We start from the raw sequence: 26,154 nt of genomic DNA on the forward strand, positions 1-26,154 counted from the left end.
CGGTCTTGCCGGTCTGACGTCACCCCCTCACTAACCAGCGCCTCCTGAACACCCCATGAGCCAAGCGCCCCAAACCCAAGAGTCCGGTCATCAAGGCCCGATCAGCACCCCCCAGCAACTGATGGTTGCCGTGGCGGCTGCGTTCATCATCCCGGTGGCCATCATTGCGCTGCTGGTCATGTACGTGTCGTCGCACAGCCAGAAGGCCGCTGGCACCGACGCCCTGAGCGCCCAAGCCACGGCCGACCGTATCATGCCCGTGGGCACCGTGCAGATCAAACTGGCCTCGGCCAACGCCGGCCCGCGCTCGGGTGAAGAGGCCTACAAGGCACAGTGCGCCGCCTGCCACGACGCCGGCATGCTGGGCGCCCCCAAGTTCGGCGATGCCGCCGCCTGGGGTGGTCGCATCGGTCAAGGCCTGGCCACGCTGGCCACCCACGCCATCAAGGGCTTCAACGCCATGCCTGCGCAAGGCGGCGGCGACATGAGCGACCTGGAAATCACCCGCGCTGCCGCCTTCATGGCCAACGCCGGTGGCGCCAAGTTCGAAGAGCCTGCAGCCCCCGCTGCCGAGGCCGCATCGGCCCCCTGAGCGTCTTCACGCTGATCGATCAAGCCGGCTCTTGCAGCCGGCTTTTTTCATGGTGTGTTCGCTGAAACCCGCCCATCAGGACGATCACACCGGTGCCGGCTCGCGCACAAAGCCAAACCGGGCTGGCATGTCGGCGAACGCGATCTCCTGAGGCTCGCCCCACACACCAGCGGCCACCGCATCGGCGGCCGTCGCCATGTCCATGGAACGCACCACGCCGAGCCCGGTGTCGGTCAGCAGGTACAGGCGACCGTGCTCGTCCAGCCAGCACGACTGCACCTTGCCCACGTCCTGCCCGGTGTGGGCCTGCACCTCAAAACCACTACCGTGCGGGTCGGGCTCACCGGCCGACAGGCGCCGCACGCCCAGTACCAGGGGTGCCAGCTCCAGCTGCAGGTACACCCGCTGGGGGCCGTTCTGGAAGAACCAGGCCCCGCGTTCATCAGCCAGATAGTTGCGGTGGATGAAGGCCTTGAACTTCTCGTGCTCGATCAGGCTGCCCTTGATCTGCGGAAACGGTCCGGCCGCCTGGGTAGGGGCGTCGCGCAGATACCAGTCGCCGCGCGCGTCCAGCGCCAGCCAGCCGTAGCAGTTCGGCACATTAGGCCACTTCAACATGGCGGCTTTGACGATGTCGTCCATGACGTCCTCACAAATGTTGGGCCAGCCAGCGGCCCACCGCGCGCGGCAGGTCGGCCACATGGCCGGGAAAGCGCCCCTGCGGAAAGCCCACGTGCCCGCCTTCGTCCGGCTGCCACAGCGTCACCGCCGGCCCCACCTCATGCGGGCACGGCAGGCTCGCTGCCGGCACAAACGGGTCATTGCGGGCATTGAGCACCAGGGCCGGCACATCGCGCATCGCACGCAGGCCCGGTTTGGCCGAGGCACGCTGCCAGTAGTCCTCGGTGTTGGCAAAGCCATGCACCGGGGCCGTGTAGGCATTGTCGTATTCGTACAGATCCCGCGCCGCCAGCAGGGCGTCCAGCTTCACCACGCCCGGGTGGGCGCGCGCCTTCAGCAGCGCCTTGGGCTTGAGCGTGCGCATGAACATGCGGGTGTAGACGTGGCGGTTGAAGCCCCGCCCCAGCGCCTGCCCGGCCGCAGTCAGGTCCACGGGCGACGAGATCGCCACCACCGCCTTCACCACCGACCCCGCCTGGCTGCCCGCCTCCTGCGCCCAGCGCAACAGGGCATTGCCCCCCAGGGACACACCCACGGCCAGCATCGGCCCGGTGTGGCGCAAGGCCAGGCGGCGCAGGACCCAGTCCAGCTCCTCGTGGTCCCCCGAGTGGTAGGCCCGCACGGTGCGGTTCATCTCGCCTGAGCAGCCCCGGAAGTGCGGCACCACATAGTCCCAGCCCTGCACCTGTGCCCAGTGGGCAAAGGCACGTGCGTAATGGCTTTGCGACGAGCCCTCCAGGCCATGGAACAGCACCAGCAAGGGCCGCAGGGGGGGCGCACCCGAGGGCGCCACCAGCCAGTCCACATCGATGAAGTCCTCATCGGGCGTGTCCCAGCGCTCGCGCCGATAGCGCACCGCCTCGCTCACCTGATCGGCACGCGGGTGGCTGTAGAGCGCCGGCCAGATGGTCTGGACATTGCCACCCAACGCCCCGGCGCCCTTGAGCCAGCGCGGTGCCTGGTAGTGCAGCATGGCCGGCTCAGTGCAGGGTCGAGCGCGGCTCGGAGATGTCCGGCAGGTCCTGCGGCATGCCGGCGCTCGCGTGGTGGGCCACCATGCGCCAGCCCTGCGGTGTGCGCAGGTACACATTGGTGGCGATGACGAACGCCGTCTGCAGGCCCTCGGTGCTCATCACCTGCACCTTCTCGGTCACATGGTGCACCGCGCACACGGCGCTCTCCATGCTGCGCACATGCTCGATGGTGATGTGCACCGGCCCGGTCGCCAGCGTGGCCGCAAAGGCCGCCCGCACCGCCACCGTGCCCACCGTGCGCGGACCACCCGGCGACACGCAGGCGATCTCCTCGTCGTCGGCCCAGCAGGCCATCACCTTGTCCACGTCACCGTGGCGCATGGCGTCGTAGAACGAGGCCTCGGTTTCGTCGGCCGTGGTCATCAGGGCCTGGGTTGCCTTCAGCGCACGCGGGTCTTTCATGGCAAGCGTCCTTACTTGAACACCACGGTCTTGTGACCGTTCATCAGCACACGGTGCTCGGCGTGCCACTTCACGGCCCGCGCCAGCACGACACACTCCACATCCCGCCCCACGGCGGTGAAATCTTCCGGGGTCAGGGTGTGGTCCACCCGCTCCACGTCCTGCTCGATGATCGGGCCTTCGTCCAGGTCGGCGGTCACGTAGTGGGCCGTCGCACCAATCAGCTTCACGCCGCGGTCATGCGCCTGATAGTAAGGCTTGGCGCCCTTGAAGCTGGGCAAAAAGCTGTGGTGGATGTTGATGGCGCGGCCCTTGAGGAAGCCACAGAACTCGGCGCTGAGGATCTGCATGTAGCGCGCCAGCACGACCAAGTCGATGCCTTCCTGGCTGACCAGGGCTTCGACCTGCTGCTCCTGCGCGCGCTTGACCTCGACGCTCGAGCCCGTGGGCAGCGGCAGGTGGTGGAAGGGGATGCCATAGCTGGCGGCCAGCTCGGCGTAGTCCGGGTGGTTGGAAACGATGGCCGGGATGTCGATGGGCAACCAGCCCGAACGCCAGCGGAACAGCAGGTCGTTGAGGCAATGGCCATGCTTGCTGACCATGATCAGCACACGCGGCTTGCGCGCCAGCGCATGGATGGACGCCGTCATCTGGAACTGCTCGCGCACGTGCGAGAACAGGCTCTCGAGCGTGCGGGCATCGGCCAGGTGGTCGGGCGCGGCAAAGTGCACGCGCATGAAGAACAGCCCGGTGCCGTCCTCGCTTTGCACGTCGCCAAACTGCTGCGAGTCGATGATGTTGCAGCCGGCCTGATACAGCAGGCCCGACACCGCGTGAACGATGCCGGTGGTGTCCCGGCAGGACAGGGTCAGAACGAATTCGTGCGTGGTCTTCATGATGGAGAACGATTGTAGGCGGGGCGCATGACGGTTGCGGCGCGCGCACCCGATGCACTCGACGTGCGATCAACGCGCATACAGGCCCTCGATCTCGGCGGCGAAGCGGGTCATCAGGTTGTTGCGCTTGAGCTTGAGCGTGGGGGTCATCATGGTGTTCTCGACGGTCCAGGGCTCCAGTGTCAGGCACACCTTGCGGGGCACCGCATAGTGCGGAAAGCTGGCCGCGGCCTGCTGGATGCGCGCGAGGGCCGCCTTCACCGCGGCGGGCGCTTGCAGGCTGAGTGGGTCTTTCGGGTCCAGCTGCAGACTCTGCGCCAACTGCGCCCACACCTGTGGGTTCATCACCACCACGGCGGCGATGAAGGGGCGCTGCTCACCCAGCACGAAGGCCTGCTCGAACAGCGGATCGCCCGTCAGCGCCTGCTCCAGGTCACCCGGCGGCACCTTCTCACCGGTCGAGGTGACGATGATCTCCTTGATCCGACCCAGGATGCGGATGCGGCCGTCTTCGATGGCGGCCTGGTCGCCCGTGCCCAGCCAACCCTCGTACGACAGGACCTTGGCGGTGTCTTCCGGGCGGTTCAGGTAGCCCTTCATCACGCTGGGGCCGCGCACCTGCAGTTCACGGTTCTCACCAATGCGCACTTCCACGCCGGGCAAGGCACGTCCCACGGAGGACGGGTCGTTGTCGGTCGGCAGGTTGCAGGCCACCACCGGCGAGGTCTCGGTCATGCCATAGCCCTGCACCAGGGGCATGCCCACGCCCAGGAAGCAGCGCGCCACCGCCGGGGACAAGGGCGCGCCGCCGCTGACGGCCACGCGCAGGCGGCCGCCAAATTGCGCCAGCAAGGGTTGCGCGGCCAGCTTGTCCAGCAGCGGCCACACCAGGCCATCGAACACTGCCCACGGAGAAGCGGGCACTGGCAGGCCCTGCTGGCGGCAGAAGCGTCGCCAGCCCACCGCCTCGGTCCAGCCAAACAGGCGGGCTTTCAACGGCGAGGTGGCCAGTACCTCTTGCAGGCGCGCCTGCACCCGCTCATAGATGCGGGGCACCGACACCAGCACCGTGGGGCGCACGTTGCGCAGGTCTTCGCTCAGCTGCGCCACCGAGCGCGCGTACACCACACAGGCCCCGGCCGCCATCGGCAGGTAGTAGCCCGCCGTGCGCTCGAAGGTGTGCGACAGCGGCAGGAAGGACAGGAACACGTCATCGGGACGCGGCTGGATCACCGCCATCACCGCCTTGACGTTGCTCATCACATTGCGGTGCGTCAGCATCACGCCCTTGGGCTTGCCGGTGGTGCCCGAGGTGTAGACGATGGCGGCCAGGTCATCGGCCTTCGGGCTCAGGGCACTGCGGATGGGCATCGCCGCCACCGCTTGCCCCGCCACCAGCCAGTCGCGCAGGCTCAGCACCTGCGGACCCGACGCGACCGGTGCAGCCGGCACGGCGTTGTCGCACACCACCACCGCTCGCAACGCGGGCAGGTCGGCGCCGACGCCGGCAATCGCCTGCCACTGGCTCACGCTCTGCACCACCAGCAGCGACACGGCACTGTCCGACAGGATGTAGGCAATGCTGGCTGGGTTGTCGATGGCATGCAGGGGCACGGGCGCCCCGCCCTGCGCCAAGGTGGCCAGGTCGATGCTGACGGCATCCAGGCCGTTGGGCAGCAGGATGGACACGCGCGCGCCCTGCGGCAGGTCCATCGCCTGCAGCGCGGCCGACCACTGGCTCACCCGCTGCGCCACCTGCGCCCAGTCCAGCGCCACCCAGGCCTGGCTGTCGGTGTCGAAATGGCGGTAGGCCACCGTTTGCGGCGTGAGCCTCACCCGCCAGGCCAGCAGATCGGGCAGGGTTTGCAAGGCATACAGATCGGAGAGCACCTCGGACATGGTCGGTTCCTGGCAGGATCGGAAAGGGTCAGAAAAGACAAAGCCCGGGCGAACCCGGGCTTGCAGCAGCGCAGTCAGCGGCCAGGCACCTCAGTGCCCGTGCACGTGCTCGCCGTCCTTGAGCTTGTAGACGGTGCCGCAGTAAGGGCACTTGCCTTCGCCGGTGGCCACCACGTCAATGTAGACGCGCGGGTGGTTGCTCCACAAGGCTTGCTTGGGATTGGGGCAAAACACCACGCCCGGCCCTTGCAGGTCGGCCGCGCCCACTTCCACGACGGCTTTGGGAGACTGAGTGTTTGTGCTCATGTTCAGCGTCCTTGGCAATCAGACCAGGGTCAGCCAGTCGGCGTACTTGGCGTTGCGGCCATAGACCACGTCGAAATAGGCCGACTGGATCTTCTCGGTGATGGGGCCACGCGAGCCCGAACCGATCTGCACGCGGTCGAGTTCGCGGATCGGGGTCACTTCAGCGGCGGTGCCAGTGAAGAAGGCCTCGTCGGCGATGTAGATCTCGTCGCGGGTGATGCGCTTTTCCTTGAGCTCCAGGCCCAGGTCCTTGCAGATCGCGGTCACGGTCTTGCGGGTGATGCCGTTGAGGGCACCGGCCGACAAGTCGGGGGTGTAGACCACGCCGTCCTTGACCACGAACACGTTCTCGCCCGAGCCTTCGGAGACGAAACCGGCGGTGTCCAGCAGCAGGGCTTCGTCGTAGCCGTCTTCGGTGGCTTCGAGGTTGGCCAGGATGGAGTTGGTGTAGTTGCTCACCGACTTGGCCTGCGTCATCGTGATGTTGACGTGGTGGCGGGTGAAGCTCGAAGTCTTGACGCGAATGCCGCGGTTCATGCCGTCTTCGCCCAGGTAGGCGCCCCAGGGCCAAGCGGCGACCATCACGTGCACCTTGGCACCCTTGGGGCTCACGCCCATCTTCTCGGAGCCCAGCCAGATCAGCGGACGCAGGTAGCCGCTTTCCAGGTTGTTGGCCTTGATGATGTCGATCTGGGCCTGCATCACCTCGTCGAGGGTGAAGGGCATGGGCATGCGCAGGATCTTGGCGCTGTTGAACAGGCGCTCGGTGTGCTCACGCAGACGGAAGATCGCGGTGCCCTTGTCGGTCTTGTAGGCGCGCACGCCTTCGAAAGCGCCGCAGCCATAGTGCAGCGTGTGGGTCAGCACGTGGATCTTGGCGTCGCGCCACTCCACCATCTTGCCGTCCATCCAGATCTTGCCGTCGCGATCGTCCATCGACATGGGGGGAATCCTTCTCAAAGGTGTCGCCACCCGTGTGGCGCTCATCGAACTTTTGATTGTAGCGCCCAGCAGCCCTCAGGCCGATGCCTCAGAGGCCGCTGCAGCCGCCTTCACCAGGCGTTCGCTGCCCCGCTGGCGGAAGTCGGGCACGCGGTGACGGGTGTGGCGCGCGATCATCAGCTCTTCGTTGGTCGGGATCACCCAGACGGTGACCGGGCTGCCCTCCCGGCTGATGCGATGAGGTTGCCCCGGCTCGGCGGGCCCGGCCGTGTTGGACGCCTCGTCCAGTTGAACACCCAACCAGGCGGCATCGTGGCAGATGCGCGCCCGGATGGCCGCCGCATGCTCGCCGATGCCGGCCGTGAAGACCAAGCTGTCCACCCCGCCCAGGGCCGCGGCCAGCGAGCCCAGTTCGCGCCGGATGCGGTAGACGTACAAATCGATGGCCTCACGGGCGGCGGGGTGCGTGCTGGCCAGCAAGGTGCGCATGTCCGACGACAGGCCCGAGACGCCCAGCAGGCCCGACTCCTTGTAGAGCAGGGTTTCGATCTGACGGGCGTCCATGCCGCGCTCGTCCATCAGCCAAAGCAGCACGCCCGGGTCGATGTTGCCGCAGCGGGTGCCCATGGGCAGGCCGTCCAGCGCGGTGAAACCCATGGTGCTGGCCACGCTGCGGCCCTGCTGCAGGGCGCACATGCTGGCGCCATTGCCCAGGTGCATCACCACCGTGCGCCCCTTGGCGGCGTGGCGGTCCACCTGCGGCAGGCGCGAGGCAATGTATTCATACGACAGGCCATGGAAGCCATAACGCTGCACGCCGGCGTGGTGAAACTCGCGCGGCAGGGCAAAGCGTTGCGAGACCTCGGGCGCGTGGGTGTGGAAGGCCGTGTCAAAGCAGCCCACCTGCGGCACGCGGGGCGCCAGCTTCATCAGGGCGCGCACCGGGGCGAGGTTGTGCGGCTGGTGCAGCGGTGCCAAGGGCACCAGCTCGGCCAGCTGCTCGACCACCGCGGGGGTCAGCGCCACCGGCTCCTGAAAGGCCACGCCCCCATGGACGATGCGGTGCCCCACCGCCACCACCTCGATGCGGTGCAAAAACTGCGGCATGATTTTGAGCAGGTGCGCCAGGGCCGCTTCGTGGTCGAAGCCTTCCTCGCCCGACCAGCGCTGGTCAAGCAGCACCTCCCCACGCACATTGGCCACCTTCAGGCGTGGCGCGGTGCCCAGGCCTTCGATCTGCCCGTGGAAGAGGTGGCGAAAGATCCGCGCGGTGAACACCTAGAACTTCAAGCTCGACGAGCCCGCGTTGAGCACGGCAATGGCGTCGGTGGTCATGCTGAGTGCCCTCCCCTCACGCCGCCACAATGGCCTTGGACTGGGTGCGCGCGTGCGCCAGCAGCTTGAGCACTGCGGTGGACGCCAGGCGCATGCGCACCGAGTCGGCCCGGCTGGTCAGCACGATGGGCACCCGCGTGCCCAGCACGATGCCGGCGCTGTCGGCCCCAGCCAGGTACTGCAGCTGCTTGGCCAGCATGTTGCCAGCCTCGATGTCGGGCACGACCAGGATGTCGGCCTGCCCCGCCACCGGCGAGACGATGTGCTTGGTGCGGGCCGCCTCCAGGTTCACGGCATTGTCAAAGGCCAGCGGCCCGTCGATCAGCCCGCCGGTGATCTGACCGCGATCGGCCATCTTGCACAGCATGGCCGCGTCCACCGTGGCCTGCATGTCCGGGTTGACGGTTTCCACCGCCGCCAGGATGGCCACCTTGGGCTCGGGCACCCCCAGCACATGCGCCAACTCGATCGCGTTTTGCACGATGTCGGCCTTCTCGCGCACCGTGGGCGCGATGTTGACCGCCGCATCGGTGACCAGCAGCATGCGCGGGTAGGCCGGCACGTCCATCACGAAGACGTGGCTGACGCGGCGCGCCGTGCGCAGCCCGGTGGCCGAGGCCACCACCGCCCCCATCAGCTCGTCGGTGTGCAGGCTGCCCTTCATCAGGGCCTGCACCTCGCCCGCACGCGCCAGCGCCACGGCGGTGTCGGCGGCGGCATGGCTGTGCTCCGTGTCCACGATGCGCCAGGGCGACAGATCCCAGCCGCCCTCTTGAGCCACCGCCCGGATTTTGGCCTGCGGGCCCACCAGCACCGGCTCGATCAGGCCGCGTTGCGCCGCCGCCATGGCCCCGCCCAGCGAATCGGCATCGCAAGGGTGGACCACCGCACAGCGCACGGCCGGCAGGCCCTCGCAGGCACGGAACAGGCGACCGAACACGTCGTTGGGATGCTGAGCATCCGCGCCCGATGGACACGCGGCCCCAGCGGGCGCGATGGGAGGCTGAGAAAGGTTCGTCATCACAGAGAGCATGGGGTCAGAAGCCAAGGGCCACAGAAGCGTCGGATCTTCCAGGGTCATGATGACAAGCATAGGACGGAAAACATCAGAAACCTTCCACGCCCACGGTCTTGTACCCCTCATTTGCGTTTTAAGACGACTGGTCATATTATTTAACCCATGGCCCGCACCGCTGACAAAACCGACATTCCCCGCCGCCTCACCGCAGAGGCCACGAGCTGTTCACGCGCTGCGGCTACCACGCCACCGGCATCCAGCAGATCACCGACCAGGCAGGCGTGCCCAAAGGCTCGTTCTACAACCACTTCGAGAGCAAGGAAGCCTTTGCCGCATCCATCATCGAACACTACGCGCAGTGGGTGGACGAGGCCTGGGAGCGCTGCCTGAGCGACGCGCCCCCGGGCGCACACGATGCCGTGCGCCATGTGTTCACGCGCTTCATCGCGCACCACGAACAGCAGGGCTGCCAGGGCTGCCTGGTGGGCAATTTCGCCGCCGAGGTGGCCGAGACCAGCGCCCTGTGCTGCACCGTGCTCAACGCGGCCCTGTCGGGCTGGCGCGCGCGCCTGGCCGAGTTGCTGCGCCGCGCCCAGACCGAAGGCAGCGTGCGCACCGACGTCGATGCCGACACCCTGGCCACCTTCTTCTGGGACGCCTGGGAAGGGGCCCTGCTGCGCATGAAGATCGAACACCACACCCAAGCCCTCAAGGACACGGTCGCGCTGATGCTCGACCACCTCCTGCGTCCTTGATTTTTTCTTTCCACGGAGACCTTTGCATGAGCGACCTGTTCCAGCCCTTCCAACTGGGGCCCATCACCCTGGCCAACCGCGTGGTCATGGCCCCCCTGACCCGCAGCCGCGCCGAAGCCGGCAACGTGCCCGGCCCGCTGACGGTCGAGTACTACACCCAGCGCGCCACCATGGGCCTGATCATTGCCGAAGCCACCCAGGTGTCGGCCACGGCCCAGGGCTACCCCAACACCCCCGGTCTGCACACCGCCGAACAGGTGGCCGGCTGGCGCAAGGTGACCGATGCCGTGCACGCCAAGGGCGGCAAGATCTATGTGCAACTGTGGCACGTGGGCCGCATGTCGCACACCGCCTACCAGCCCAACGGCCAGGCCCCGGTGGCCCCCTCGGCCATCGCCCCCAAGGCCAAGACCTTCGTTCCTGGCCAGGGCATGGTGGACTGCTCCACCCCGCGCGCCCTGGAAACCGCCGAGATCCCGGGCGTGGTCAACGACTTCCGCACCGCCGCGCGCAACGCCATCGAAGCCGGCTTTGACGGCGTGGAAATCCACGGTGCCCACGGCTACCTGCTCGACGCCTTCCTGCGTGATGGCTCGAACCAGCGCACCGACCAGTACGGCGGCAGCATCGAAAACCGCGCCCGCCTGCTGCTGGAAGTGATGGCCGCCGTCACCGCCGAGATCGGCGCCGACCGTGTGGGCGTGCGCCTGTCGCCTGTCTCGCCGGTCAACGACTCCAGCGAAAGCAACCCGCAGCCGCTGTTCGAGTACGTGGTGCGCGAACTGGAGAAGCTGCACCCCGTGTACCTGCACATCGTCGAAGGCCACACGGGCGGCCCGCGTGACAACGCCCCGTTTGACTACGACGCGCTGCGCAAACTCTACAGCGGCGTCTGGATGGTCAACAACGGCTACTCCAACACGATGGCGCAAGACGCGGTGGCCAGCGGCCACGGCGACCTGGTGTCCTTCGGTCGCCCCGCCCTGTGCAACCCGGACCTGGTGCGCCGCCTGAAGGAAAACGCGCCGCTCAACGAGCCGTTTGCCGATGCGGGCTTCTACGGTGGCAGCGGTGCCCACGGCTACACCGACTACCCCTTCCTGCCAGCCTGACGCCAGCGGGCACCGAGACAAGCCCAGGGGGTTTCGGTGTCAGGAACCCGGACAGCACCGTTCCATCTTCTATAATGAAACGCGCGCTGTCATCGCCCTTCGCCCGCACGCTGCCCTTCAACGAGGAGGCAGCGTGCCCGCGGCCCGGGGCGGCATCCAGCGGTTGAGCGCCAGCTTGAGGGTGTAAAACACCGCGACCGACCCGAGGAAATCACCGGTCGCCATGACCCAGAAGCCCGACCAGTCATGCCCCGCCGGATCACGCAAATGAAACCAGACGTGATGCATCAAGGGACTGGCCAGGGAATACACGACAATGCAGATCAGCAGTTTGCCTGCCGTCAGGTTGACCAGACTGCCTTGCAGGCCAAAAAAACGTCGCGCCATGACGTACACGATGTAAGGCGCCACGGCCGCGATGATCCCGCCCACGAAAGAGCGGGGAAAATCATCCGGGAAGAAAAGCCAGAAATTGACGCACCAGGCAGACAACAACAGGCCGATGGCCCCCGAGAATCCAAACAGCAAGGTCGCCAGCAGGCGCACCCCGGCCGGCAGGTAAACCCAGTTGATGCCGGGGATGAATTCGAGCGTCTTGAAAAGGGCATGGTTCGCCCCCACCATCGTCAAGAAGGCGACAAAGGTAACCATGATCATGCTCAGGTGAAGACCGAGCCGTGACAGGATTGTCATAAAATATATACGCTCTAGGGTATTCATCATAAATCAGGCCCTTCAGACCCCTCCTACAAGGAAGTCCCCGCTGTGACCCGCCCTGCCGACATTTACCTGCGCTTTCTGAAGCTGGCCGAAGCCGTGCGGGGTCTGCCGACCCTGGCACCCCTCGACCCGCTGGAAGAGCGCATTCTGGAACTGGTGGCCCGCACCAACCAGGCGCAGCAGCGTTTGTGCGTGCGAGACCTGATCGGCACCAGTGAACTCGGCTCGCCCGCCACCTTGCATTCGCGCCTGAAGTCCATGCGCGCCAAGGGCTGGATCGCCTTGGCCGACACCGAGGACGCTCGCCGCAAGCAGGTGGAGCTTACCTCCGCCGCCCTGACGCATTTTGACAAGCTGTCAGAGTGCCTGGTGCAGGCCACCCGCCCGTGACGGGCGCGGCGCCACGCAGCGCCACCACCTTGACGGTCACCGACACCCTGCGCCAGCGCCTGCGTCTGGCGCTGCCTTTGCTGCTGCTGTCCGGGCTGATCGCGGTCATGGGGGTGTTCGCCTACCTCTCGCTGGCCGAAGAAATCCGCCGCGAAACCCACCGCACCCTCACCGTCATCGCCGAGCAGAAGACCCAGCAGATCGAAGAGCTGCTCGACGAGATCCGCACCGATGCGCGCGTGAACTTCTCGGGCCACTCGCAGCTCGAAGCCCTCTTTGCACAATGGCTGTCCAGCCAGCGCCACAACGAACAGCTGCTGGCCCAGATGCAGAACGTGGCCCGTGAGGGCGTGCGCGTCAAAGGCTGGCAGGGCCTGGCCGCCGTCGACGCTCAAGGGCGACCGGCCTTCGTCGCGGGCCAGGCCGACCTCGGCCCGCACACCGCCCTGATCGCCGACATCCTGCGCCGCCCACGCATCGAGCTGGTCGACCTGCACCGCACCGCTCAAGGCCAGGTGCATTTCGGGGTGCTCGCCCCCATCGGCTCGGGTCCGCAAGGCCCCCTGGGCGTGGCCTACCTGAGCTGGCGAGCCGACGAAACCCTCTACCCCCTGGTCAGCACCTGGCCCGTGCCCACCCGCACGGCCGAAACCTATCTGGTGCGGCGCGACGCCGCCCAGGTGCGCTTCGTCTCGCCTTTGCGCCACCGCCCGCAGGCCGAGCTGGCCCTGACCGAGCCCCTGGACACGCCGAACCTGCCTGCGGGCCGGGCTGCCAAGGGCGAGCGCGGCATCCTGTCAGGCGGGCGGGACTACCGCGATGTGCCCGTGCTGGCCTACGCCTCGGCCGTGCAGGGCACCCCCTGGCTGATGCTGGCCGAAATGGACGAGCGCGAGGCCTACGCCGGCATCCGCAACATGGCCTGGGCCACCGGCATCGTGATGGGTCTGGGCCTGCTGCTGGTCGGCTCGGTGGCCTTCCACGCCTGGCGGCGCTCCCACCAACGGCAGGAGTTGCATGCCCTGCGGGCGCGCCAGCTCGCCGAGTCGCGCTTTCGCGTCATCTTCGAGCAAGCCCCGCTGGGCGTCGCCCTGGTCGACTCCCAGACCGGCTTGCTGCTCGAAGCCAACCAGCACCTGACCAAGATCATCGGCGTGTCCCCCGACGACCTGATCGGCGTCGACCCGCAGCGCTATACCCACCCCGACGACCATGCCCTCTCACAGGAGCACATCGCGAGCTTGAAGGCGGGCCGGCTGGCCAGCCACACCTTCACCAAGCGCTATGTCCGCCCCGACGGCACGGTGGTGTGGGCCAGCGTGATCGGCGCCCCGATCCAGGTCGATGCCGCGGATGCGCCGCGCCACCTCTTTATCGTCGAGGACATCAGCGAGCGCAAACGCCACGAGCGTGAGCTGCGCGAAGCGATCGAGGCCGCCGAGGCCGCCAACGCCGCCAAGAGCGAGTTCCTGGCCCACATGAGCCACGAGATCCGCACGCCCATGAACGCGGTGCTGGGCCTGGCCCAGGTGCTAGAGCGCGAACCCCTGCCCGAGCACCAGCGCGACATGGTGGTGCGCATCCGCACGGCCGGCCAGTCGCTGCTGGCCCTCCTCAATGATGTGCTCGACCTCTCCAAGATCGAGGCCGGTCAGCTGCGCCTGGAGCCACGTCCTTTTGACCTGTCCAGCCTGCTGGCCAGCCTGGACAGCCTGATGGGCCAGCTCGCCCGGGCCAAGGGCCTGACGCTGCACCTGATCGCGCCGCCGACACCCCTGGGCCCCCTGCTGGGCGATGGCCTGCGCCTAGAGCAGGTCCTGCTCAACCTCACAGGCAATGCCATCAAGTTCACCGAGCGCGGTGAGGTCAGCGTCACCGTGCGCGTCTGCGACCAGACCGAGCAACACTTGCGCCTGCGCTTCGAAGTGAGCGACACCGGCATCGGCATCCCCCCTCAGGCCATCGACCGGCTGTTTGCGCCCTTCACCCAGGCCGATGGCGGCATCGGCCGGCGCTTTGGCGGCACCGGCCTGGGTCTGTCCATCTGCAAACGCCTGGTCGAGCTGATGGACGGCGAGATCGGCGTGCACAGCGAGGCCGGCCACGGCAGCACCTTCTGGTTCGAGTTGCCGCTGCCGCGTGCCAGCGCCGACGCGATCGCCGCGCAGCGCACCCCGCCCACCGTGGCGGCCTCCGGGCCACGGTTGGTCGGCGCCCAGGTGCTGGTGGTCGACGACAGCGCCATGAACCGCGACCTGGTCGAACGCGCCCTGCGCCTGGAAGGCGCCACCGCCACCCTCGCGGCCGATGGCCAGCAGGCCGTGCAGATCCTGCGCACACGCCCGCAAGGCTTCGACGCCGTGCTCATGGACGTGCAGATGCCCGTGATGGATGGCCTGACCGCCACGCGCGTGATCCGCGATGAGCTGGGCCTGCGCACCTTGCCCATCATCGCCTTCACCGCGGGCGTGCGCGACGACCAGCAGGCAGCCGCGCGCACAGCCGGCGCCAACGACGTGCTGCCCAAACCCATGGACCTGGACCAGATGGCCCTCGTGCTCGCCACCTGGATCACCCCGACACCCGTACCCGCCGCTGAGCCGGCCCTCGCTGCGACGCCCCCAGAAGCCCCTGCTGACATGGATCACGAGTTCCCCGACATCGAAGGCATCGACCACAAGCGCGCCTCGCAACGCCTGGGCGGAGACCGCGAGATGTTCCTGGACCTGCTCAAGATGTTCGTGGCCGAGTACGCCGAGGCCGTGGCACGCACCCGCGCCGACCTGGACGCCGGCGACCGCGTGCAGGCCGCCCGGCGCATGCACACCCTGCGCAGCAGCGCGGGTTTTCTGTGTGCCCTGGAGGTGATGGACGCGGCCGGTGACGTCGAAGACGCCATCGGCACCGACGATGGCAGCCTGGCACCAGCCCTGGGCCACTTGGAGCGGGCCCTGAGTTCGCTGCTGGACGCCAGCGCCCCCTGGTGCTGACATCCCCTCACCGCTCCGCGCCTGGGCTGGGGCTTGCAGCCCAGCATTTGGCCCATACTTGAGCTGTTGCAGACGCTGCGGCGCACGCAACCCCAGGCCCTCGGGCCCGGCTTCCTTTTTCTTGAACCAGTGAGTCCGATCATGCAAGTTTTGCTGCACACCGACAAGAACATCGACGGCGGCGTCCGTACCGCCGAGTACCTCGAATCCCTGGCCAAGGACGAACTGCACCGCTTCGGCGAACACATCACCCGCCTGGAAGCCCACCTGGCCGACGCCAACAGCCACGCCAAGGCCAACAAGGACGACATCCACTGCACGCTGGAAGCCCACGTCAAGGGCCTGCAGCCCGTGGTCGTGAAGGACCATGCCGCCAACGCCCACCAGGCCATCCACGGCGCCATGGACAAGCTCAAGCGCGCCGTGGGCACCGCCCTGGAAAAGCACGCCCCCCGTCGTGACGCCACCCTGGCCGTGCCGGAAGCCGACGACGCCGCCAACGCATGAGCGACCACTACGCCGCCCTCGGGGTGGCACCCAGCGCCACGCTGGCCGAGATCAAGAAGGCCTTTCGCCAGCAGGCGGCGCTGCACCACCCCGACCGCAATCCCTCGCCCGACGCACCCGCCCGCTTCCGGGCGGTGCAACAGGCCTACGACGTGCTGTCCGACCCGGACAAGCGCCAGGCCTACGACGACAATCGCCGTCGCAACCTGCTTGATGACCCGCTCGCAACCGCGCAGGACATCTGGCAAGCCTATTTCCGCCCCCTGATCTGATCCCGACGTGAGCCTTTCTCCCTTTTTCCGCCAACTGCGCTCGGCCTACGAGGCCGAACTTGATGACCTGACCTCCGACTCGGAAGGCCGCGGCGTGCTCCGCCAGCGCCTGGCCGAAAAGCGCAAGGAGTTGGGCTTCCTCGTCAAGATGATCGAGATCAGCCCTGAGATGGTGGCCGTGGTCTTCCACCAGGCTTTCCGTTTCGTGCAACCGGCGGTGCTCAACCACCTCCTCAGCTGCGATGCCGACGACCTGCCCGACTGGGACGCCGTGTCCGACGCCGTGGAGTTGGCCCCCTGGGCGCAAGACCTGGTTGACACCATCCTGGCCGAGCCCGCTGGCCCCTGGTTCATGACCCTGGCCGTGGCCCTCGAGTACATGCACAGCCGCCCTGGCCCCGTCGCGCGCGCCACTGCCGACGACGAGGACACCGACGGTGAAGACAGCGATGACCGCGAAGACCGTGATGACGACGATCGCTACGACGATGACGGCGAGGCCGACCCGCACGACCGCGATGCCGCCGGCGCCTACTGGCTGGCCGACCAAGGCTTCGACCGCAAAGACTGACCCCGAGCCGAGCGCCCTGCGATGACCCAACACCTTGCCCTCATCACCAAGACCCAGAGCCTGATCGCCGCCGGTGACATCGTCGGAGCCGAATCGGCGCTGGCCGAACTGGCCGACACCGAAGGCGACCGCGCCCTGGTCGTCGTGCTCGACCAGCTGCCCGCCAAAGACGTGCTGGCCGTGATCCGCGAGTTCGACACCTCGAAGGAATCGGTGGTCAACCTCGTCATCACGCCGGAGCAGTTCGCCCGCGCCGTCGTGATCGAAAAGCGCTACAAGGATCTCAGCCACACCCACCTGCGTGGCATGGTCAACTCGGTGATCTTCCGGGAAGACGCCGACCCGATCGAGTTCCTCCACGCGCTGGCCGCCATCGAAGGCGGGGCCGAAGCCCTGGCCAACTACTTCTCTGAAAAGTGGAGCCGCGTCGAGGCCTTTGCCCGCACCGGCCGCTTCGATGCGGTCGATGACGACGGCGAGATCCTCAGCGAAAGCGAGCTGATGGCCTCGGCCTACGCCCGCCCCGTGCTCGACCACGACGAGGTCGCCGACCAGGACTGGATGGAGCTGGCCTGGCTGATGCGCTACGAGTGCCCCGACCTGTTCACCGAGATGCTGCTGGTTCTGCGCGCCAAGGTACGTGCCTTTGAAGCCGGTCGCCCCGAGTTTGAAGACGACGAGGAAGAAGACCGCAGCAAGGTGGAGACCAGCGAGACCGATTTCGGCCGCGTCACCACCGTGGTGCTGGACTCGGACGAAGAATCGGCCATCTGATGTCGGACACGCCCGCCTCCCCCTCCTCCGCTGGCGTCTCGCTCTACGACGCGCGGCCCTTCTTCGAGAAGGCCCTGCAGTACGGCCTCCAGCACGGCCTGATCCCACAGACGAAGCTCGACGAGATCGCCCGCAGCGCGCCCAAGGGCATGGTGCAGATCGCCGCCTACTTCGGCAGCGAGTTCCTGCGCCCCGAGCTGGAGCGCGCCCGTGACCGCATCGTCAACCTGGTGAGCCTGTACCTGGAAGACAGCTGCGACGGTGACCTGCGCCGCGCCGCCGAATCGCTGCGCGACCACAGCTTTTTGTCGCGCTCCAAAGGCGGCTCGGACATGCTCAAGCGGCTCATCGTGATGCCGCAGACCAGCCACTTCGGCATGAACGAACGCCAGGAGTTCTCCGACGTTCACATCCCGCAACTGGCCAAGTGGACGCTGCGCCCGCTGGCCGAGTACCGCGCCGAACTGGCCCGCCGCACCCACGCCGCGCAGCTGATGGCCGCCGCTGAATGGCTGGCTGAAGACCTGGGCCTGGACGAAGACGAGCTGAGCGACGCCGGCCCCGAGGCCGAAGCGGTGATCCGCACCGCCCTGCTGGTGCTGAGCACCGGCCACACCGAAATGCCCGACTGGCGCGCTCTGGGCCACATCGTGCTCAAGCTGCGCCAGCGCCATGGTGAAGACGCCAGCGGCATCCGCATCACCGTGCCTGCCGAGTTGCCCGTTGAACTGCACCCGGTGGTGGCAAACGTGCGCCGCAGCGTCATGCGCGACCTGCCCAAGATGCTGGATGCGGCCACGCCCATCCGCAAGCTGTTCCAGCAGACCCCGGCCTTCATGGGCCGCTACTTCTGGCTCGACAGCGGCTTGGCCGAAGTCGATGCCCACGAGCGCACCGCCTCGGCCACCTGGAAGAAGATCACGGCCGGCAACGACGACGAGCCCTCGCTGCTCACGCTCTTCCTGTGTGTGGCTGCCGAGAGCCCGCCCAAGACCCTGCTGACCGAGCGCATGGCCGGCACGCTGATCCGCAAGATTCGCAAGAGCGGCTGGCAGCCCGAGCTGGCCGAACAGTACATCCAGACGCATGCGCCGGCCGCCTACCAGGCGGACTACCTCAAGCTCTGGCACAGTTTCATGGATGAAGCCCGTGCGCCCCTGCTCCGTGACGTGGACGACGGCATCCAGAACGCCTTGGCACTGTTGCGTCGGGAATGTCACGTCAAGGCCAGCTGACAGGCTGAGGTTGTCCACCTGGCGCTCATGATCCGCGTTGAAGATCCTGTCTGCCACTTTGCTCATCGACCTGCCATGCGACTTGCGAGCCTCCTCCCCCACCCTTCCCCCAGCGCGTCGCCGCTGGCGCGCGCGCATGGGCGAGTGCCGGCTCGCCTGACTGTTCGCGTGAGGCTCGCCTTGCTCGGGCTGCTGGCGAGCCTGAGCGGTGTGGGTTCTGCGACGGCCGCGCTGCCATCGGCCGATGCCGTGTTTTTCCAGGAAGCCTCGGAGTGCACGGCCGGCTTCAAGGCCCGCGTGGTGCAGCACCTCAAACAGCCGCCCTCCGAAGCACGCAACCAGGCCATCCTGAAAGACACCGAGCATGGCTTCGTCTTCATCGGCGTGGCCTACAAGAAGGGCTTGCGCAACCCCGAGGCCGACCAGATGCTCAAGGTTGCCGAAGCCCGCTGGAGCCAGCTGAGCGCAGCCCAACAGGCCACCCGCCTGAGCCGCTGCACCCAGCAGGCCGACCAACTGATGGCCGACGTGTCCGGCCTGGAGCGCTTCCTGGTGCGCAACCGGGCTCAGGCCCGCGTGGACAAGCTGCTCGCCAAGGAACAGCGCCCTGCCAAGCCCTGACGAGCACACTCCTGTCGTCCTCTCTGACGCTTTTCTGATTTGGCGCAATACGCCTTATGCACCCACCGCATAAGGACATTGCGATTTCGTCGTTCGTGGCATGAAGGTTTGTCGGTACAGTCGCACCCCAGACACCCCAGACACCCCAACCCGTACCCGTACAAGCCTTCAGAGGATGACGTTCATGTCCCAGCTCTTTCCCGCCTCGCCCCTCCGCGCTGCCGCCCTGGCTGCCCTGTGCGTGGCTGCCCTGCCCCAATCGGCCCTGGCCACCAACGGCTACTTCTCGCATGGCTACGGCGTGAAATCCCAGGCGATCGCTGGCGTGGGCATCGCCCTGCCGCAAGATGGTCTGACGGCAGCGACCAACCCGGCCGGTACGGCCTTCACGGGCAACCGTCTGGACGTGGGGGTGAACCTGTTCAATCCGAGCCGCAGCTCTGAAATCACAGGCAACGGCGCAGGACTGAATGGCAAATACAGCGCCGACGGCCGCGATCTCTTCCTCATCCCTGAGTTTGGCTACACCCGCCAGATCGACCCGCAGCTGAGCTTCGGCTTGGCTGTGTATGGCAACGGTGGCATGAACACCAGTTACGACACTAGCCCGTTCAGCGCCCTTGGTGAGGCAGGCCCAACCAAGATGAATCTGGAGCAGCTGTTCATCTCTCCCTCGGTGGCCTGGAAGGCGACGCCAAACCATGTGTTCGGTGCGGCACTGAACCTCGCCCACCAGCGCTTCTCGATCCGCGGCCTCACACCCTTTGCTCAAGCGGGCTTCAGTTCAGCTCCAGACAATGTGCACAACCAGGGCACCGACACCTCCAACGGCGCAGGTGTGCGCCTGGGCTGGATCGGCCAGATCACGCCTGAACTGCGTCTTGGCGCTACCTGGGCCTCCAAGATCCAGGGTCGCTTCGACAAGTACAAGGGCCTGTTCGCCGAGCAAGGCGGCTTTGACATCCCCGCCAACTACGGCGTGGGCCTGTCTTGGCAGCCCGCACAGAACTGGACCCTCGGCCTCGACTACCAAGTGATCGAACTCAGCGACGTCAAGTCGGTGGGCAATCCCTTGAGCAAGCTGGTGCCGGGCGTCAATCAACTGGGAGACTCTGACGGCCCCGGCTTCGGCTGGAAAGACGTCAAGGTGGTCAAGCTCGGCGTGATCCACCAGCTCAACGATGCCTGGACCCTGCGCGCCGGCTACAGCCACGCCACCCAGCCCATCCCCAAGAGTGAAACCTTCTTCAACGTGCTCGCCCCCGGCGTGGTGCAAGACCACCTGACAGCCGGCTTCACCTGGAAGGCCAGCGCCAACAGCGAGTGGAGCGCCCACTACAGCCACGCCTTGGAAAAGACTGTCAAGGGCTCCAACTCGATGACGGCCTTCGGTAACGGTGAGACCAACATCCGCCTCAAGGAAGACATCATCGGCGTGTCTTATGGCTGGAAGTTCTGACGCTCACTTTCTGAGCCTCAATCTCTGACACACCGGCAGGCCGCCACAAGGCCTGCCGGTTTCCTGCTTTTCTGGAGTCTTTTGACATGAGCAACTTCACCCCTGTGTCCGGGTTGATCGGCGGCCTGCTGATCGGCTTGTCCGCCGTGGTGCTGCTGGCGGGCACCGGCCGCATCGCCGGCATCAGCAACATCGCGCACGGTCTGGTCGATGCCTGGCGCACCCATCAGGCCCGCAGCGTCTGGCTGTGGCGCCTGCTGTTCGTGCTCGGCATGGTCGGCGGCAGCTGGGCCTGGTTTGCCTTCACCGGCCGCACGGCCAACCCTCGCACCGACATCTCCCCCGTGCTGCTGATCGTGGCCGGCCTGCTGGTCGGCTATGGCACCTCGCTGGGCAACGGCTGCACCAGCGGCCATGGTGTCTGCGGCCTGGGCCGCCTGTCGCTGCGCTCGCTGGCCGCAACCGGTGTCTTCATGGCCACCGGCATCGCCACCGTTTTCGTCACCCGCCACCTGCTTGGCCTGTGAGCCCCCGGAGAACCCCATCATGATGCAACCCCTTGTGAGCCTGGTGGCCGGTGTCGTGTTCGGCCTGGGCCTGGCCATCGCCGAGATGACCAACCCCTTGAAGGTGCTTGACTTCCTCGATCTGGCCGGCGCCTGGGACCCCAGCCTGGCCTTTGTCATGGGTGGCGCGGTGCTCGTGACACTGCTCGCCTTCCGCTTCATCCTGCGTCGCGCGGTGCCGTTCTACGGTGAGCGCTTTCACCTGCCCACGCTGACCCAGGTCGACCGCAAACTGCTCGTCGGCGCCGCGTTGTTCGGCATCGGCTGGGGACTGGTCGGCTACTGCCCCGGCCCTGCCCTGGCCACCGTCCTGTCCGGCAACACCGAGTCCTGGCTGTTCGTGCCCGCCATGCTGGTGGGCGGTGCCCTGCAGCGTTGGCAACGCCGCCGCACCCAGCCCTGATGCGGCGTGACGCCCCATGCCGGGCGACATCCTGATTGCGCAGTCCTTGCCGGCCTGCCATAGTGACCGACATCGTCATCGACAGGCGCCCTCCGGGGCGCCTCGTCACGTCACTGCTCCCAGGACTCCCGGATGCCCGCCACCCTCACCCCCACCGCCGATCCCATTGTCATCGTCAGCGCGGCCCGCACGCCCTTGGGCGCGTTTCAAGGCAGCCTCGCCAGCCTGAGCGCACCGCAGCTCGGCGCCCAGGCCATTGCGGCCGCCCTCGCACGCAGCGGCCTGCCGCCTGAAGCCATCGACGAGGTCCTGCTGGGTTGCGTCCTGCCCGCCGGCCTCGGCCAGGCCCCGGTACGTCAGGCCGCTCTCGGGGGCGGTCTGCCCCTGTCCACCGGCTGCACCACCATCAGCAAGGTCTGCGGCTCCGGCATGAAGGCCACCATGCTCGGTCACGACCTGCTATTGGCCGGCAGCGCCCAGGCGGTCGTGGTCGGCGGCATGGAGTCCATGAGCAACGCCCCCTACCTGCTCCCGAAAGCGCGTGGCGGCCAGCGCCTGGGCCACGGCCAGATGATCGACCACATGTTCTTCGACGGCCTGGAAGACCACTACAGCGCCGCCACCCAGGGCCGCCTGATGGGCACCTTCGCCGAAGACTGCGCGCGCCACTACGGCTTCACCCGTGAAGCCCAGGACGCGTACGCCATCGCCTCGACCACCCGAGCACAAACCGCCCTGCGTGACGGTCATTTCGACTGGGAGACCGCAACCGTCACCGTGACCGGACGCCACGGCGACACGGTGGTGCAGCAAGATGAACAACCGCCGAAGGCCCAGATCGACAAGATCGCCCAGCTCAAGCCGGCCTTCGCCAAGGACGGCACAGTCACTGCCGCGAATTCCAGCTCAATCTCCGACGGTGCCGCGGCCCTCGTCCTGATGCGCCAGTCGGCGGCGCAAGCCCAGGGCCTCACGCCTCTGGCGGTGATCCGCGGCCACGCCGCCCACGCCCAGGAGCCCGCTTGGTTCACCACCGCCCCCGTGGGGGCCATGCGCGCGCTGCTCAACCGCCTCGACTGGACCACCGCGGACGTGGACCTGTGGGAGATCAATGAAGCCTTCGCCGTGGTCACCATGGCCGCCATGCATGAGCTGCAACTGCCCCACGAGCGCGTCAACATCCACGGCGGCGCCTGCGCCCTCGGCCACCCCATCGGCGCCTCCGGCGCCCGCATCCTGGTGACCCTCCTGGGTGCGCTGCGCCAGCGTGGCCTGCAACGCGGCATGGCCAGCCTGTGCATTGGTGGCGGCGAAGCCACGGCCATCGCCATCGAGTGCCTGTGAAAGGCATCACACCATGATCCTCAACCACGAACAGACGCTGCTGCGTGACACCCTGCGCGCCTTCGCCCAGGAGCGCCTGGCCCCCCACGCCGCCGAGTGGGACCGCCATCACACCTTCCCGGCCGACGCCTTGAAAGAATTGGGCGCTCTCGGCGTCATGGGCATGACGGTGCCCGAGGCCTATGGCGGCGCCGGCCTGGACTACATGAGCCTCGTACTGGCCATCGAAGAGATCGCCGCCGGCGATGGCGCCACCTCCACCATCGTCAGCGTCCAGAACTCGCTGCCCTGCGGCATCACCGCCAAGTACGGCAGCGAAGCGCAAAAGCAGCGCTGGCTGGTGCCGCTGGCCAAGGGCGAGGCGCTGGGCTGCTTCTGCCTGACCGAGCCCCACGTCGGCTCCGACGCCTCGGCCATCCGCACCACCGCCACCCTCGACGGCGACCACTGGGTGCTCAACGGCGTCAAACAGTTCATTACCACCGGCAAGCACGCCGATGTCGCCATCGTGCTGGCCGTCACCGACAAAAGTGCCGGCAAGAAAGGCATCTCCTGCTTTCTGGTGCCGACGGCCACGCCCGGCTACATCGTCGCCCGCGTCGAAGACAAGTTGGGCCAACACGCCAGTGACACGGCCCAGATCATTTTCGAGAACTGCCGCGTGCCCCGCGATGCCCTCATCGGCGCCCCCGGCGAGGGCTATCGCATCGCCTTGTCGCAACTGGAGGCCGGGCGCATCGGGATCGCCGCCCAGTGCATCGGCATGGCGCGCGCCGCCCTGGAAGCAGCTGTCGCCTACGCCCGCCAACGCGAATCCTTCGGCAAACCGCTGATCAAGCACCAGGCCGTCAGCTTCCGCCTCGCCGACATGGCCACCCAGGTCGATGCCGCGCGCCTGATGGTCTGGCGCGCCGCGCAACTGAAAGACGCCGGCCAGCCCTGCCTGACCGAGGCTTCCATGGCCAAGCTATTTGCCTCTGAGATGGCGGAGAAGGTCGCCTCCGACGCCATCCAGATCCACGGTGGCTATGGCTACGTGAGTGACTTCCCGGTTGAGCGCATCTACCGCGACGTCCGGGTCTGCCAGATCTACGAAGGCGCCAGCGACATCCAGCGCATTGTCATCGCCCGGGCCATGGCCCAATCGACTTGAGCGCGGGCTGAGTCGGGCCGCAACGTCGCGACGTCACGCACCCAGCAAACCAACAACACCAAGGAAAAAGGCCCTCTTGCGAGGGCCTTTGAACTTGGTTGCGGGGGCCGGATTTGAACCGACGACCTTTGGGTTATGAGCCCAACGAGCTACCAGACTGCTCCACCCCGCGACAGAGGTGACGCGCCAGAAGCAACTTCTGACTTCACGATGCCGACCACAAGGGGCGCACCGTGCACTGGTTTGAGAAAGCTGCTGATAGAGCCACTTTCTCAAGGCTTTCGCCAAATTTTTTGGTTGCGGGGGCCGGATTTGAACCAACGACCTTTGGGTTATGAGCCCAACGAGCTACCAGACTGCTCCACCCCGCGACAGAGAAAGTTATTATGACACAACTTGTGCCACTTGACCAGTGGCGTCCAAAAAAAGGCCGAAATGGCCCCAGATGCCCCGCCACCGCACTGGCGGATCCGGAGGCACGTCGCGAAGGACGCCAACCGTTCAGCCAAGAAAAAACCCGCCACGCTTGCACGTGACGGGCTTCAGGCGGTCAAACGCCAGTGTGCTTATTCAGCAGCGGCTTCAACAGCAGCTTCTTCGGTGCGCTCAACCAGCTCCATGTAGGCCATCGGAGCGTTGTCGCCCACGCGGAAGCCCATCTTCAAGATACGGGTGTAGCCGCCCGGACGCTTGGCAAAGCGGGGGCCCAGCACGTTGAACAGCTTGACGACGTTGTCGCGGTTACGCAGACGGTCGAAAGCCAGACGCTTGTTGGCCACGGTCGGCTCCTTGGCCAGGGTGATCAGCGGCTCGACAACGCGACGCAGTTCCTTGGCCTTGGGGACGGTGGTCTTGATGGCTTCGTGCTCGATGAGCGAGTTGGCCATGTTGCGCAGCATCGCCAGACGGTGCGACGAAGTGCGGTTCAGTTTACGGAGTCCGTGTCCGTGACGCATGGTGCTAGTCCTTTCTTACTTATAAAAACCGACGGCCGTTTCAAGGTACCGCCGGGTGCACCGCGTGATCCGGTGTGGATCACGCTCTTTCAAAAATCAACGCTTGTCGAGCCCTTGGGGCGGCCAGGCTTCCAGGCGCGAGCCCAAAGCCAGACCACGAGAAGCCAGAACTTCCTTGATCTCGTTGAGCGACTTGCGACCCAGGTTCGGGGTCTTGAGCAGCTCGGTCTCGGTACGCTGGATCAGGTCGCCGATGTAGTAGATGTTCTCGGCCTTCAGGCAGTTCGCCGAACGCACGGTCAGTTCCAGCTCGTCCACCGGACGCAGCAAGATCGGATCGAACACGGCGCTGGACTTCGGCGCATCGATCAGCGTCTGCAGATCGTTGCCTTCCAGGTGCGCGAACGCAGCCAGCTGTTCCACCAGGATCTTGGCGGAAGCGCGGATCGACTCCTCAGGCGTGATGGCGCCGTTGGTTTCGATTTCCATGACCAGCTTGTCCAGGTCAGTACGCTGTTCCACACGGGCGCTCTCGACCGTGTAGCTCACGCGGCGAACCGGCGAGAACGAGGCGTCCAGCACGATGCGGCCAATGGCCTTGCTGCTTTCCTCGCCATAGCGACGGACGTTGCCCGGCACATAACCACGGCCCTTTTCGACCTTGATCTGCATGTCCAGCTTGCCACCTTGCGACAGGTGGGCAATCACATGACCGGGGTTGATGATCTCGACGTCGTGCGGCGTCTGGATGTCAGCGGCCGTGACCGGGCCTTCACCATCCTTGCGCAGCACCAGCGTGACTTCGTCACGGTTGTGCAGGCGGAACACCACGCCCTTGAGGTTCAGCATGATGTGAACCACATCTTCCTGAACGCCATCGATGGCGGAGTACTCGTGCAGGACGCCAGCAATGGTGACTTCCGTGGGCGCGAAACCGACCATCGACGACAGCAGCACGCGACGCAGCGCGTTGCCCAGGGTGTGACCATAGCCGCGCTCGAACGGTTCGAGCGTGACCTTGGCGCGGTTACCGCCCAGCGGTTCCACCTGGATGGCTTTGGGTTTCAGCAAATTGGTTTGCATGAGGTCTTCCTGTCAATACCCTCGGCTCGTTACACCGATAAGGCCGCTGGACCAACCGGAGCACCTGCTCCGGCCCTGAAATACAAATGCACAAGGCCGCACGACACGACGCAACGCCGTGCAGTGCAGCCTGTGGGG

General features: G+C 66.6%; 27 protein-coding genes, 2 tRNA genes and 1 pseudogene. 16 read left to right on the forward strand and 14 right to left on the reverse strand.

Going from position 1 to position 26,154, the window contains the following annotated elements:
• The first annotated feature begins 55 nt into the window (after window positions 1–55).
• Window positions 56–592 carry a c-type cytochrome gene (locus tag RBT42_RS02125; RefSeq protein WP_320362153.1) on the forward strand — a complete coding sequence of 179 codons (537 nt, stop codon included), beginning with the start codon at window positions 56–58 and terminating at the stop codon, window positions 590–592.
• Window positions 593–676: 84 nt separating this feature from the next.
• Here the strand turns inward: RBT42_RS02125 and RBT42_RS02130 are convergent, their stop codons facing one another.
• The 9 genes and pseudogenes from RBT42_RS02130 to RBT42_RS02170 all read right to left on the reverse strand — a co-directional run.
• Window positions 677–1,234: a DUF2946 family protein gene (locus tag RBT42_RS02130; RefSeq protein WP_320362154.1), complete on the reverse strand. Its 558-nt coding sequence runs from the start codon at window positions 1,232–1,234 to the stop codon at window positions 677–679.
• A gap of 7 nt (window positions 1,235–1,241) precedes the next feature.
• Window positions 1,242–2,246, reverse strand: a complete 1,005-nt coding sequence (locus tag RBT42_RS02135; protein WP_320362155.1) for a YheT family hydrolase — start codon at window positions 2,244–2,246, stop codon at window positions 1,242–1,244.
• A gap of 7 nt (window positions 2,247–2,253) precedes the next feature.
• Window positions 2,254–2,709, reverse strand: coding sequence for a YybH family protein (locus RBT42_RS02140; RefSeq protein WP_320362157.1), 456 nt, complete (start codon window positions 2,707–2,709; stop codon window positions 2,254–2,256).
• An 11-nt stretch (window positions 2,710–2,720) separates the two neighbouring features.
• Window positions 2,721–3,605 carry a formyltetrahydrofolate deformylase gene (gene purU / locus RBT42_RS02145; RefSeq protein WP_320362159.1) on the reverse strand — a complete coding sequence of 295 codons (885 nt, stop codon included), beginning with the start codon at window positions 3,603–3,605 and terminating at the stop codon, window positions 2,721–2,723.
• A gap of 69 nt (window positions 3,606–3,674) precedes the next feature.
• Window positions 3,675–5,504 (reverse strand): long-chain fatty acid--CoA ligase, encoded by a 1,830-nt coding sequence (locus RBT42_RS02150; RefSeq protein WP_320362161.1) that lies wholly within the window; start codon window positions 5,502–5,504, stop codon window positions 3,675–3,677.
• Window positions 5,505–5,594: 90 nt separating this feature from the next.
• A complete protein-coding gene (locus tag RBT42_RS02155; protein WP_320362163.1) occupies window positions 5,595–5,810 on the reverse strand; it encodes a zinc-finger domain-containing protein in 216 nt (71 codons plus the stop codon).
• Window positions 5,811–5,828: 18 nt separating this feature from the next.
• Window positions 5,829–6,752: a branched-chain amino acid transaminase gene (locus RBT42_RS02160; RefSeq protein WP_320362165.1), complete on the reverse strand. Its 924-nt coding sequence runs from the start codon at window positions 6,750–6,752 to the stop codon at window positions 5,829–5,831.
• 75 nt (window positions 6,753–6,827) lie between these two features.
• Window positions 6,828–8,030, reverse strand: a complete 1,203-nt coding sequence (locus RBT42_RS02165) for an acetate/propionate family kinase (protein WP_320362166.1) — start codon at window positions 8,028–8,030, stop codon at window positions 6,828–6,830.
• A gap of 73 nt (window positions 8,031–8,103) precedes the next feature.
• Window positions 8,104–9,030 (reverse strand): annotated as a pseudogene (locus RBT42_RS02170) (bifunctional enoyl-CoA hydratase/phosphate acetyltransferase); the annotation flags it as partial.
• A gap of 296 nt (window positions 9,031–9,326) precedes the next feature.
• On the opposite strand from RBT42_RS02170, the gene RBT42_RS02175 reads away from it, so the two are divergent.
• Window positions 9,327–9,860, forward strand: a complete 534-nt coding sequence (locus RBT42_RS02175) for a TetR family transcriptional regulator C-terminal domain-containing protein (protein WP_413785832.1) — start codon at window positions 9,327–9,329, stop codon at window positions 9,858–9,860.
• Between the two features lie 26 nt (window positions 9,861–9,886).
• Window positions 9,887–10,972 (forward strand): alkene reductase, encoded by a 1,086-nt coding sequence (locus RBT42_RS02180; RefSeq protein WP_320362171.1) that lies wholly within the window; start codon window positions 9,887–9,889, stop codon window positions 10,970–10,972.
• A 117-nt stretch (window positions 10,973–11,089) separates the two neighbouring features.
• On the opposite strand, the gene RBT42_RS02185 is transcribed toward RBT42_RS02180, so the two are convergent.
• Complete coding sequence (locus RBT42_RS02185; RefSeq protein WP_320362173.1) at window positions 11,090–11,695, reverse strand: hypothetical protein; 606 nt, start codon at window positions 11,693–11,695, stop codon at window positions 11,090–11,092.
• 42 nt (window positions 11,696–11,737) lie between these two features.
• On the opposite strand from RBT42_RS02185, the gene RBT42_RS02190 reads away from it, so the two are divergent.
• From RBT42_RS02190 to RBT42_RS02250, 13 genes are all read left to right on the forward strand, one after another.
• Window positions 11,738–12,082, forward strand: coding sequence for a winged helix-turn-helix domain-containing protein (locus RBT42_RS02190; protein ID WP_320362175.1), 345 nt, complete (start codon window positions 11,738–11,740; stop codon window positions 12,080–12,082).
• Window positions 12,055–15,072: an ATP-binding protein gene (locus RBT42_RS02195; protein ID WP_320362177.1), complete on the forward strand. Its 3,018-nt coding sequence runs from the start codon at window positions 12,055–12,057 to the stop codon at window positions 15,070–15,072. The genes RBT42_RS02190 and RBT42_RS02195 overlap by 28 nt, the downstream gene beginning before the upstream one ends.
• Before the next feature lie 141 nt (window positions 15,073–15,213).
• A complete protein-coding gene (locus tag RBT42_RS02200; RefSeq protein ID WP_320362179.1) occupies window positions 15,214–15,579 on the forward strand; it encodes an HPF/RaiA family ribosome-associated protein in 366 nt (121 codons plus the stop codon).
• Complete coding sequence (locus RBT42_RS02205; protein WP_320362180.1) at window positions 15,576–15,851, forward strand: DnaJ domain-containing protein; 276 nt, start codon at window positions 15,576–15,578, stop codon at window positions 15,849–15,851. Before RBT42_RS02200 ends, RBT42_RS02205 begins: the two co-directional genes overlap by 4 nt.
• Window positions 15,852–15,858: 7 nt before the next feature.
• The gene (locus RBT42_RS02210) at window positions 15,859–16,422 is read left to right on the forward strand and encodes a hypothetical protein (protein WP_320362181.1); all 564 of its coding nucleotides are present in this window, start codon (window positions 15,859–15,861) and stop codon (window positions 16,420–16,422) included.
• A 21-nt stretch (window positions 16,423–16,443) separates the two neighbouring features.
• Window positions 16,444–17,196 (forward strand): hypothetical protein, encoded by a 753-nt coding sequence (locus RBT42_RS02215; protein ID WP_320362182.1) that lies wholly within the window; start codon window positions 16,444–16,446, stop codon window positions 17,194–17,196.
• Entirely contained in the window at window positions 17,196–18,431 is a 1,236-nt protein-coding gene (locus RBT42_RS02220; RefSeq protein WP_320362183.1) for a hypothetical protein, read from the forward strand. The genes RBT42_RS02215 and RBT42_RS02220 overlap by 1 nt, the downstream gene beginning before the upstream one ends.
• Window positions 18,432–18,599: 168 nt before the next feature.
• On the forward strand, window positions 18,600–19,052 hold the full coding sequence (locus tag RBT42_RS02225; protein ID WP_320362184.1) for a hypothetical protein: 453 nt from the start codon (window positions 18,600–18,602) through the stop codon (window positions 19,050–19,052).
• Between the two features lie 184 nt (window positions 19,053–19,236).
• On the forward strand, window positions 19,237–20,511 hold the full coding sequence (locus RBT42_RS02230) for an OmpP1/FadL family transporter (RefSeq protein WP_320362185.1): 1,275 nt from the start codon (window positions 19,237–19,239) through the stop codon (window positions 20,509–20,511).
• Between the two features lie 86 nt (window positions 20,512–20,597).
• The gene (locus RBT42_RS02235; RefSeq protein ID WP_320362186.1) at window positions 20,598–21,038 is read left to right on the forward strand and encodes a YeeE/YedE family protein; all 441 of its coding nucleotides are present in this window, start codon (window positions 20,598–20,600) and stop codon (window positions 21,036–21,038) included.
• Between the two features lie 19 nt (window positions 21,039–21,057).
• Window positions 21,058–21,480, forward strand: coding sequence for a YeeE/YedE family protein (locus RBT42_RS02240; protein ID WP_320362187.1), 423 nt, complete (start codon window positions 21,058–21,060; stop codon window positions 21,478–21,480).
• A gap of 132 nt (window positions 21,481–21,612) precedes the next feature.
• Entirely contained in the window at window positions 21,613–22,824 is a 1,212-nt protein-coding gene (locus RBT42_RS02245; RefSeq protein ID WP_320362188.1) for an acetyl-CoA C-acyltransferase, read from the forward strand.
• A gap of 13 nt (window positions 22,825–22,837) precedes the next feature.
• Entirely contained in the window at window positions 22,838–23,977 is a 1,140-nt protein-coding gene (locus RBT42_RS02250; RefSeq protein WP_320362189.1) for an acyl-CoA dehydrogenase family protein, read from the forward strand.
• A gap of 95 nt (window positions 23,978–24,072) precedes the next feature.
• On the opposite strand, the gene RBT42_RS02255 is transcribed toward RBT42_RS02250, so the two are convergent.
• The 4 genes from RBT42_RS02255 to RBT42_RS02270 form a co-directional block, all read right to left on the reverse strand.
• A tRNA-Met gene (locus RBT42_RS02255) sits at window positions 24,073–24,149 on the reverse strand.
• A 122-nt stretch (window positions 24,150–24,271) separates the two neighbouring features.
• Window positions 24,272–24,348, reverse strand: a tRNA-Met gene (locus RBT42_RS02260).
• Window positions 24,349–24,543: 195 nt separating this feature from the next.
• Window positions 24,544–24,933, reverse strand: coding sequence for a 50S ribosomal protein L17 (gene rplQ, locus RBT42_RS02265; protein ID WP_320362190.1), 390 nt, complete (start codon window positions 24,931–24,933; stop codon window positions 24,544–24,546).
• Window positions 24,934–25,029: 96 nt separating this feature from the next.
• Window positions 25,030–26,016, reverse strand: coding sequence for a DNA-directed RNA polymerase subunit alpha (locus tag RBT42_RS02270; protein WP_320362191.1), 987 nt, complete (start codon window positions 26,014–26,016; stop codon window positions 25,030–25,032).
• Between the last annotated feature and the right edge of the window lie 138 nt (window positions 26,017–26,154).

The organism is Aquabacterium sp. (assembly GCF_034003525.1).
Lineage (GTDB): Bacteria > Pseudomonadota > Gammaproteobacteria > Burkholderiales > Burkholderiaceae_C > Aquabacterium.

Excerpts from the sequence above, each read along its gene's own strand:
- RBT42_RS02125 (WP_320362153.1), top strand. The coding sequence starts at position 56 with ATGAGCCAAGCGCCCCAAACCCAAGAGTCCGGTCATCAAGGCCCGATC.
- RBT42_RS02130 (WP_320362154.1), bottom strand. The coding sequence starts at position 1,234 with ATGGACGACATCGTCAAAGCCGCCATGTTGAAGTGGCCTAATGTGCCG.
- RBT42_RS02135 (WP_320362155.1), bottom strand. The coding sequence starts at position 2,246 with ATGCTGCACTACCAGGCACCGCGCTGGCTCAAGGGCGCCGGGGCGTTG.
- RBT42_RS02140 (WP_320362157.1), bottom strand. The coding sequence starts at position 2,709 with ATGAAAGACCCGCGTGCGCTGAAGGCAACCCAGGCCCTGATGACCACG.
- purU (WP_320362159.1), bottom strand. The coding sequence starts at position 3,605 with ATGAAGACCACGCACGAATTCGTTCTGACCCTGTCCTGCCGGGACACC.
- RBT42_RS02150 (WP_320362161.1), bottom strand. The coding sequence starts at position 5,504 with ATGTCCGAGGTGCTCTCCGATCTGTATGCCTTGCAAACCCTGCCCGAT.
- RBT42_RS02155 (WP_320362163.1), bottom strand. The coding sequence starts at position 5,810 with ATGAGCACAAACACTCAGTCTCCCAAAGCCGTCGTGGAAGTGGGCGCG.
- RBT42_RS02160 (WP_320362165.1), bottom strand. The coding sequence starts at position 6,752 with ATGTCGATGGACGATCGCGACGGCAAGATCTGGATGGACGGCAAGATG.
- RBT42_RS02180 (WP_320362171.1), top strand. The coding sequence starts at position 9,887 with ATGAGCGACCTGTTCCAGCCCTTCCAACTGGGGCCCATCACCCTGGCC.
- RBT42_RS02185 (WP_320362173.1), bottom strand. The coding sequence starts at position 11,695 with ATGATGAATACCCTAGAGCGTATATATTTTATGACAATCCTGTCACGG.
- RBT42_RS02200 (WP_320362179.1), top strand. The coding sequence starts at position 15,214 with ATGCAAGTTTTGCTGCACACCGACAAGAACATCGACGGCGGCGTCCGT.
- RBT42_RS02205 (WP_320362180.1), top strand. The coding sequence starts at position 15,576 with ATGAGCGACCACTACGCCGCCCTCGGGGTGGCACCCAGCGCCACGCTG.
- RBT42_RS02215 (WP_320362182.1), top strand. The coding sequence starts at position 16,444 with ATGACCCAACACCTTGCCCTCATCACCAAGACCCAGAGCCTGATCGCC.
- RBT42_RS02220 (WP_320362183.1), top strand. The coding sequence starts at position 17,196 with ATGTCGGACACGCCCGCCTCCCCCTCCTCCGCTGGCGTCTCGCTCTAC.
- RBT42_RS02230 (WP_320362185.1), top strand. The coding sequence starts at position 19,237 with ATGTCCCAGCTCTTTCCCGCCTCGCCCCTCCGCGCTGCCGCCCTGGCT.
- RBT42_RS02235 (WP_320362186.1), top strand. The coding sequence starts at position 20,598 with ATGAGCAACTTCACCCCTGTGTCCGGGTTGATCGGCGGCCTGCTGATC.
- RBT42_RS02240 (WP_320362187.1), top strand. The coding sequence starts at position 21,058 with ATGATGCAACCCCTTGTGAGCCTGGTGGCCGGTGTCGTGTTCGGCCTG.
- RBT42_RS02245 (WP_320362188.1), top strand. The coding sequence starts at position 21,613 with ATGCCCGCCACCCTCACCCCCACCGCCGATCCCATTGTCATCGTCAGC.
- RBT42_RS02250 (WP_320362189.1), top strand. The coding sequence starts at position 22,838 with ATGATCCTCAACCACGAACAGACGCTGCTGCGTGACACCCTGCGCGCC.
- rplQ (WP_320362190.1), bottom strand. The coding sequence starts at position 24,933 with ATGCGTCACGGACACGGACTCCGTAAACTGAACCGCACTTCGTCGCAC.
- RBT42_RS02270 (WP_320362191.1), bottom strand. The coding sequence starts at position 26,016 with ATGCAAACCAATTTGCTGAAACCCAAAGCCATCCAGGTGGAACCGCTG.